The organism is Bacillus sp. JJ1127 (assembly GCF_036965845.1).
GTDB lineage: Bacteria > Bacillota > Bacilli > Bacillales > Bacillaceae_G > Bacillus_A.
The window spans coordinates 1-8814 of the sequence record NZ_JBALQK010000102.1; the positions used below are offsets into that span (position 1 = coordinate 1).

General features: G+C 36.0%; 8 protein-coding genes and 2 pseudogenes. 9 read left to right on the plus strand and 1 reads right to left on the minus strand.

Annotated elements, in window-relative coordinates:
- From V7183_RS11600 to V7183_RS11610, 3 genes and pseudogenes are all read left to right on the plus strand, one after another.
- Positions 1-976, plus strand: a pseudogene (locus V7183_RS11600) (RNA-guided endonuclease InsQ/TnpB family protein); the annotation flags it as partial.
- Between the two features lie 349 nt (positions 977-1325).
- The gene (locus V7183_RS11605) at positions 1326-2168 is read left to right on the plus strand and encodes an SDR family oxidoreductase (RefSeq protein ID WP_097899792.1); all 843 of its coding nucleotides are present in this window, start codon (positions 1326-1328) and stop codon (positions 2166-2168) included.
- 368 nt (positions 2169-2536) lie between these two features.
- Positions 2537-3295: a GNAT family N-acetyltransferase gene (locus tag V7183_RS11610; protein ID WP_097899793.1), complete on the plus strand. Its 759-nt coding sequence runs from the start codon at positions 2537-2539 to the stop codon at positions 3293-3295.
- 55 nt (positions 3296-3350) lie between these two features.
- On the opposite strand, the pseudogene V7183_RS25960 reads toward V7183_RS11610, so the two are convergent.
- Positions 3351-3464 (minus strand): annotated as a pseudogene (locus V7183_RS25960) (IS3 family transposase); the annotation flags it as partial.
- 46 nt (positions 3465-3510) lie between these two features.
- Between V7183_RS25960 and V7183_RS11615 the strand changes: the two are divergent.
- The 6 genes from V7183_RS11615 (at position 3511) to V7183_RS11640 (ending at position 8561) form a co-directional block, all read left to right on the plus strand.
- Entirely contained in the window at positions 3511-4311 is an 801-nt protein-coding gene (locus V7183_RS11615; RefSeq protein ID WP_335359605.1) for an ABC transporter ATP-binding protein, read from the plus strand.
- On the plus strand, positions 4296-6179 hold the full coding sequence (locus V7183_RS11620) for a hypothetical protein (RefSeq protein WP_335359606.1): 1884 nt from the start codon (positions 4296-4298) through the stop codon (positions 6177-6179). Before V7183_RS11615 ends, V7183_RS11620 begins: the two co-directional genes overlap by 16 nt.
- 385 nt (positions 6180-6564) lie before the next feature.
- Positions 6565-7077 (plus strand): DUF6609 family protein, encoded by a 513-nt coding sequence (locus tag V7183_RS11625; protein WP_335359607.1) that lies wholly within the window; start codon positions 6565-6567, stop codon positions 7075-7077.
- A gap of 328 nt (positions 7078-7405) precedes the next feature.
- Positions 7406-7768 carry a VOC family protein gene (locus tag V7183_RS11630; protein ID WP_335359608.1) on the plus strand — a complete coding sequence of 121 codons (363 nt, stop codon included), beginning with the start codon at positions 7406-7408 and terminating at the stop codon, positions 7766-7768.
- Positions 7769-7909: 141 nt separating this feature from the next.
- The gene (locus V7183_RS11635) at positions 7910-8380 is read left to right on the plus strand and encodes a SecY-interacting protein Syd (RefSeq protein ID WP_335359609.1); all 471 of its coding nucleotides are present in this window, start codon (positions 7910-7912) and stop codon (positions 8378-8380) included.
- A gap of 37 nt (positions 8381-8417) precedes the next feature.
- The gene (locus V7183_RS11640) at positions 8418-8561 is read left to right on the plus strand and encodes a hypothetical protein (RefSeq protein WP_335359610.1); all 144 of its coding nucleotides are present in this window, start codon (positions 8418-8420) and stop codon (positions 8559-8561) included.
- Positions 8562-8814 lie beyond the last annotated feature (253 nt).

The window sequence follows — 8814 nt, forward strand, 5'->3', positions numbered from 1 at the left end:
AGCAGTTATGAAGAAGTTACATCAAAATTGGAAATCATTCTTCGCTTCCATGAAAGCATATCAGAAACATCATTCCACTTTTACGGGCAGACCTCGCATTCCCAAATATATCAAATCATCTATGAAAGAAATTGTATTCACGAATCAAGTATGTAAACTCCAAGATAAGTACATTCGTTTTCCAAAAACAAGCATAAAATTAAATATAGGTAAATTGTTTGGACGGATTGGCAATCTCAGAGAGGTACGTGTTTCTCCTGCTTATGGGAAGTTTAAGATTGAAATTGTGACAGAACAATCTGAGCCAGCACTTAAGCATGTGGACAATAATCGTTATATGAGTATTGATTTAGGGATTCATAACATTGCAACCATCGTAACGAATACAGGGGCTACTCCTGTGTTAGTAAAGGGCAATGTCATCAAAAGTATCAATCAATACTACAACAAACAAAAGGCGCATTTGCTGAGTATTCTTCGACATGGAAAAGAACCCAAAGAAGGACCACATACATCCAAGCGTTTAGAGAGGCTTCATGAAAAACGGTTTCTCAAAATAAAAGATCTCTTTCACAAAATGAGTTACCATATTGTTCATTTCGCAGTTCAACATGAGATCTCTATAATTGTCATTGGGAAAAATACATCATGGAAACAAAACAGTGATATGGGAAAAAGACAGAATCAATCCTTCTGCCATATCCCGCATAATCTACTCATTGAAATGATTAACTACAAGGCGAAGCGACATGGCATAATGGTACAAGTCGTAGAAGAATCGTATACAAGCAAGGCATCCTTTTTAGACGCTGATGATATTCCAACCTATGGTGAGCAAGACATTTCTGTATTCAGTGGAAAACGTATCAAACGTGGCTTGTATCGTACGAAAGAAAACAAACTACTGAACGCAGATGTGAATGGTTCCTATAATATCTTAAAAAAAGCAGTTCCAAAGGCNNGGAATAGAGGGGTTGTGCCATCAGGCAGCTGTGTCAACTCCACTCGTGTTAAGCATCTCTTGAAGGTGATACATGAGAAACCCCCACTTCAAGATCCGAAGGAGATAAGTGGCGGGAGTTTTCATGAAGAGTGGGACGAATAATATTGGTGAAGATATTTATGGTCAAAGTATCTGCTGCTTATAATGTGATGAAACGTTCAAAGCATAATACGTGTGTTTTAAATTTTTCATTTAATCTTTAATGAGAAATATTCGGAGAGTATGAACGCATGAAAACTTCCTCTATTCAATTTTTTGAAAATGATATATTTTCCTGAATATCATAATACATTATAGAAAAATGCCGAGAGGGGTGTATGTGATGGGCTTCCCGCCTCAACAACAAAGTAAACCTGGCATTGAATCATTAATGATACCCAGACCTATATTTGATAACCCCAACTACAAACCAGCAGGTAAGCTTATAAATAAGGTAGCGCTTATAACTGGTGGGGATAGTGGAATTGGGAGAGCTGTCGCTGTAGCCTTCGCGAAAGAGGGGGCAGACATAGCAATCTCATACCTAAATGAACACAGCGATGCAAAAGAAACGGAGTTCTATGTCAAAAAGTATGGACGTAGTTGCATTACTATTCCAGGTGATATTGGGTATGAGCAGCATTGCCAACAAGCAGTAATGCAAACAATTTGCCAATTTGGCCGTATTGACATTTTGGTGAATAATGCCGGTGTACTATACATAAGGAACAGTCTACTTGATGTAGATTCGAATCAACGGGCAAGTACCTTTCACACAAATGTTTTTTCGCAGTTTATTCTTACGAAAGCCGCTTTGCCATACATGAATTCAGGAAGCTCCATAATAAATACAACATCCCTTAGTGCCTATGATGGAGATCAAGATGCAATTGACTACGCAGCATCTAAAGGGGCTATTGTTTCATTTACACGTTCACTATCATTGTCACTGGCATCGCAAGGGATTCGAGTTAATGGTGTGGCCCCAGGACCAATTTGGACCCCATTAATTCCATCTTCCTTACCTCCAGAATGGCTTGCCACATTTGGAGATCATGTTCCTATGAAGCGAGCCGGTCAACCGTTTGAAGTGGCACCTGCTTATGTATTCTTGGCTTCCGATGATGCATCTTACATATCAGGACAAATTCTGCACGTGAATGGTGGGGAAATTTTAAATGGATAAATACTTATAAAATTGATATTAATTGTTATTATTCAAAATAATTCATAGTTTTTTAGATGTTTAATGATATATTTGTAGATTTGAAAGAAAGTCGAGATATTTATAAAAAGATGCGAAGTGTCACCCCTTTTGGATATAGTTTGTCTAAAGGGGGCTTTTTATGGTTAAAGGGAAATGAACATCTGATGTTGAGAAGCAGGTTAATATACTGTTGACTGAATATAAAGTTGTTCCGTTAAAGGACCATATTGCTCAGTAAGATAAAAGTATATTTATGTTAAAATAAAGGGAGATTCTGAATAAATGCACTTAAGCTGAAATATACAGATTATTTGAACATGAATATTTAAAATGTAGGGGGAAATATATTGGAAACAATTGAAATGGTAGACTTAGACGAAGGGAATTTAGATGATGAGGGATGTTATTGCCTTCGTAGTAAGCCAAATTCAGCAGGTTACATAAATAAAAACAAATGGCTTATGGGAAGGTTCAATGAAGGTTTAAAGTATATAAAAATAATGGAGAATAGCAAACCGGCAGGGTTTATTGAATATACACCTATTGAATATTCTTCAAGAGTTGTCTATGGTGAAAATTATTTAGTTATTCATTGCTTATGGGTAAATATTACAGGAAAAGGGTATGCCTCAAAATTGATTAATAAATGTATTCAAGATGCTAAGGAACAAAATAAAGATGGCGTTATTGTGATTACAAATCCAGACACTTCTTGGACACCTAGTAAGGATATTTTTATAAAAAACAATTTCATTGAAGTAGATTATGCACCTTATGGTTTTGAATTACTTGTTAATAAATTTGGAAATTCACCCAATCCTTATTTTCCAAATGATTGGGATGAGCGACTTAAACCTTTTAAAAAATTAACAATCCTTCGCACACAGCAGTGCCCATTTGTAGATATATCAACCGATAATGTTGTTAAGGGAGCAAACAAATTGGGTATAAACGCAGAAATTATTTACATAAAAAACAGGGAAGAATTGTTGCGATTTTCACCTACCCCATATGGTATCTATGGCGTCATCTACAAGAATAAATTAATTTCTTTTCATAGACTTACGGTACACTCTGTAATGAAGCGATTAAAAGAGTTAGTTTAATTAACTATAATGTGTTTGGATTTGAGTCAATATTTTGGACACAAGAAAGTTAAGTCTATGCTACTTTTTTAGCTAGATCTTCTATTGCTTGAGGAGTTTTATAGCCAATGCTACTATGGATCCTCTTACGGTTATACCATCCCTCGATGTATTGAAAAAGCGCTGGATTGTTATCCATCGAAAAGAAATAAAATCCTGAAGGAGGAACTAAGGTTATGAAAATCTTTGAATCAAAATCATTGGAAATCACATTTGATGAATCTTCTCCAGCGCTACAGCTGCTCAATCTGTATAAACGATTCGGCGAGTCTATTGCAGTTAATCATATTGACTTAATGGTACCAAGTGGTTCATTCTACGGAGTGGTTGGACCAAACGGAGCAGGTAAGACTACTTCATTGTCAATGGCTGTAGGATTACTAAGACCGGATGGTGGGGATGCTAAAATTTTTGGGGTCGATGTCTGGAGAAATCCAACACATGCTAAAATGCTGGTTGGAGTACTGCCAGACGGGCTATCTATGCCAGAAAGGCTTACTGGACGCGAACTATTAACATATATAGGGCTATTGAGAGGGATGGATGCTAAGAAAGTCGCTCATCGTACAGAGGAACTACTTACAGTACTAGAATTGAACAATGCTGAACAAACGCTAGTTATCAATTACTCTACTGGAATGCGTAAAAAAATCGGGCTAGCTCTTGCACTTCTTCATGCTCCAAAGTTGCTTGTTCTCGACGAGCCGTTTGAGGCCGTAGACCCCATTTCTGCAGCTACTATTAAAAAGATTTTACAGAGATTTGTTGCCTCAGGTGGTTCTGTAGTATTCTCTAGTCACGTTATGGCGTTGGTTGAACAACTGTGTGACCACGTTGCTGTTATCACCAAAGGGCGCGTGGTTGCGTCAGGAACAATGGATTATGTTTGTGGTGAACAAAGTCTTGAAGAAGCGTTCGTTCGGTTAGTAGGCAGTCGTACCGCTCAGGGAGGGGAATTGCCTTGGTTAGTGTATTAGTCCGAATGAAGTTAGCAATACTTAGGCATTCGATGAATGGAGGTAGAGCCGTCCTCTTGATTATGGGTGGATTATTTGGCCTATTACTAGCGATTGGAACTGTCCTGCTTTTTGCCTTTTATCCTACTAATCCTACCGTATCGAAGGATATTCTTTACATTGTCTTTGCAGTGTGGACTATCGGTTGGATAATGGGACCGATGCTCACCGGTGGAGATGGGCTATTACGTCCGGAATATTTCATGTTGCTCCCACTCAACTCCTATAAACTGGCTAGGGCATTACTTGTTGTAGCTTTTATAGGATTAGGGCCACTGATTAGTCTAGTAGCCTTTATGGGTCTCTTGTGGTACGCAGTACGGCTTAATCTAGGGGCAATTATAGTTGCTGTTCCGGCAATTATTTTACAATTAGTCTTTGTAGTGCTGCTATCAAAAGTAGTGATTAGTATCATGGGCGAGACGATGAAATCTCGAATCGGTATGGAGATTGGAGCGATGCTCATTGGTTTTATTATAGCGTTTTTAAACGTAGGTTGGTATGCACTTCCTGCCATCAACTGGATAACAACAAAAAATTCTACTGTACTGTACATCTTCCCGTCGAGCTGGGCGATACTCGCTGTAGATCAGGCTAGTCAATCAAATTGGTTATTAGCTTCTGTTTCTTTAATTGTCCTAACAATACTTTGCGGACTTCTGTTATACATATGGGCGAAATTATTGACAAGAAGTACAACGACAAATTTTACAAAAATAAAAGGTTGGACTACTGCAAAAAATCATAGGAACGTTCTCCGAATCCTTCCAGAAACTAAAATAGGAGCAATAATGACTAAGGAACTACAATGTTGGATAAGGGATCCACAGCGTGGTCGTTTTCTGCGGATGGGTCTATGGACAGGGCTGTTCTATGGCTTCCTAGTTACGATTGCTGGTATACCTGGCTTAATGCCCTGGGCAGGAGTAATTATGATTGTTTTCACAAGTATGTTTGCTTGTAATTTATATGGTTTTGATGGGAGTGCATTGTGGCTGACATTGGTGACTCCTGGTGTAGAACGGATCGATGTACGCGGTCGACAAGGAGCTTGGTTACTGGTTGTCGGTCCAGTTGCCATTGTAGCGACAGTTATTTTTACCACTTCTAGCGGACTTACTTGGGTTTACCCATGGGTGTCCGCATTAATTCCTGCATTACTTGGTGGAGCTGCAGGTCTTATTGTATTGTTCTCGGTATTTAACTTAATCCCTATAACAGATCCTCAAAGGCGAGGGCGTGGTACTATTGTATCCGGTGACGATATGAATGCTGGGAAAATGTTTATAACAACTTGGCTTATGATGGTGATGGTACTAGCAACTGCTATACCTGCTTTAGCAGTTGTATGGATTGGGACATTGCTTCATTTAAATTTCTTACAATGGATGGGTGTACCTACTGGCATTTGTACTGGAGTGTTTTTTGCCTGGTGGTTTGGCCGCATTGCTTATGTAAAGCTTGAATTAAGTGGCCCCGAATTACTAGCTAAAATGAAAAATGGCATGAAAACTCGGCGAAAGGATAGTGAAAAGAAAGTACAAAATAAAGCGACTGAATTACCTAAGAAAAAACTTGCTGTTGTTGTACTTCTTGTATTTATCGGTATCTTTTCTTTGATTCATCAAAGTATAGTACCACTCGTTTTTGAAATACTTAGTATAGACGAAAAAGTGCGTCTTTTCTTTCTTCCACGTTATCTTCCACATACAGTTCGAATTCCTGTAATCATTGTATTTGCTGTATTAGGTCTAGCTTCTTTGTATAAGGCTATATTAATCAAGAAAAAACATGTAAACGAACATCAGAAAGTAAACGATGGCATATAAATGGAAATGGTGATTTTTATAAATTCATTCAAGTCAATGTAATCACAAGCGAATCCAGACAAAATTAAAAGGCATAAGTCAGTACAATACCGAGCTCATCCTCAACAAGCTGCCTAACGGAATACCTGTCTAACTTTATGGGGGCACTTCATTGAGGGTGTCTTTTTTACGACAAAAGCCGACTTGTATTTTTCTATTCGACGAATTGTGACAAAAAAGTTACAACTCTATTTGTTATGATGTTCCAGAAATCTTATATTTTATTATTCGAAGCGAGGTAGAAGAATGATGGTATGAATTTAGCCAAATTAGCTCATAGAGGCTCTGACAAAAAGAAGTATATTTAATACAAAGACTTGAAACGTTCGAAGAAGGAGAATAAGACATGGAAATACAAACCTATAAATATCCTAGACAAAAGATTAATGGGATTTGGTTAATAATTTCTGGAATAGCAACGTTTTTACTTTTAATAAAACATAACGGCTATCCAGATATTCGGCCTTTTATTATTGTTTATGCATTAGGTATGATTTGGCAACTAAACCCTAGAACCAGGAAGAAATTAGCAGTTGGTTCTGGAACAAAGGGGCAAAAAAAATGGTCTAATTTTTCAATGATTCTATTGACTATTTTAGTTGTTCCCATTTTTAATTTTTTTTCGGATGATTATAGAATTTGCTGGTTATTAATTCTTTTAGCTGTAGGCATTCATTTTTTAACCTTTATTCCAGTACATGGGAAATTAATGCTTTTTCTAGCAATCAGTTTAACAATTAATGCAATCATAGGATTATACATTACTAACGTAAGTTTAGATGTCTTTTTTGTAATAGATGGCCTAATAAAAATTTTATTTGGTGGTATTTTTATTAGGTTAAGTCCTGTTAATTTTTAAAAAATATGAGCTAGAAGGTGCAAAATTCACTTTTGCTAAGATGACTGGAAGTAATGTAAAGGGCTTGGAACTCCAAGCTCTTTTATTGAGAATTGATATGTGAATTAACTAAGAAAAGATAGATTCATACGGTAGGGATTATATTGAGAAAAAAATCTTTCTTTTTGAAATTAAATATACATAAGTAATGCTTATCGAAAATCATAATTTATCAATATTTCACTTATTGTATTTGGCGATATAAAATGAAAGAGGATTTAGAAAGTGTTAAAAAAATTATTTGGTTATAGAAGAATTCAAATTTCAATTGATAATGGGAGTGGATTTTATGATTCTTGGTTTGCATCACGCTCAGATAACTATTCCAAAAGGTGCTGAAGAAGAAGGGAAAAAATTTTATTGTGGAATTCTTGGTCTACCTAAGAAAGAAAAGCCCGAATCACTAAAGGGGCGTGGAGGATTTTGGTTAAAAGTCGGAGATAGAGATGTGCATATAGGTACAGAAGATGGTTTTGATCGATTAACAACAAAAGCTCATTTAGCTTATCAAGTGGAGGATGTATCATACTGGAGAAAGGTGTTAGAGCAAAATAACATTCAGATAATTGAAGGAGTACCAATATCAGGATTTGAACGTTTCGAGTTCAGAGACCCATTCGGAAACAGAGTGGAAATGATTCAAGAAATTTAGTTACTCCATTAATTAAATTTGGTATTGATGAAGATAAATATAATTAAAAATAGACAAAGAGCTTAGGGGGAATTTCTAAGCTCTTTGTTGTGATTTATACTGAGAATTCGTTTGATATTTAATTGCGATTTACGATGAGAAGTGGTACGTTTTTTATCGTTTTACACCGCAAAAGTGAACCCGTTAAAATTTTTTCAAAATGGTTTCTTTTTTTCGATTGTCAAATACGAAATTGAAGGGCATTTTTTAATCAATTTTTATTTTAAAGCTACAGAGAAAGAACGGAATGTTATCCTTCATTCTGATATAAGAGAATATTTTAATTCATATTGGTTTCTTGAGATGATTGGCTGGATTGGCAATTACAATATTAGCTTATTTCCTGTAACACCAGGTATTGAACCTCATTTATTTACAAATTGTGTCCGAGATTATTTATCTCTTAAAAAGAGAGAAGAAATATATATCCCAATAGGATTTGAAAGTAGCGGGATGTTAATCCTTATGAACAATCGTACTGGAGAAATTGTTATTGAGGATTTTGAAACTGAAGAGTGTCGGTATCTCAGTACAAATTTAAAGGAACTCATTTCGGAAATAAGCTTCAAATGAACTTGGTATTAGTATATCTGTTAAGGGATGCGTGTTAATGAAAGAGCTTTATCACTCTAAAAAGAAGAAAATTCGAGGTTGGAAACGACATAAGAGAAAGGTAGAAAGATGGAAGCAAAATGTAATCAACATAGATATGAATTACATTCGTGAGCATCAAAGAGATTACGCAAAATTGTGAATTCATCTCTTTTATTCTTTAGTCCGTAGAAACCCTCCTAATTGGTATAACCGTTTATTATTAAACGAAATGATAGATGTGTATCTAAACTGGTATGAAAAAATGACAATGGAAAATGAAAACTTTTACCTGGAAATTTGGTTATATGAACCAGACTTTATAAGTTCTCAAATTGTCGTTTCTTACAAAGATTGTATAAATACTTACAATGATATCTTTGACAAAAAACTTACCACGAAGAAATTTCCATTTC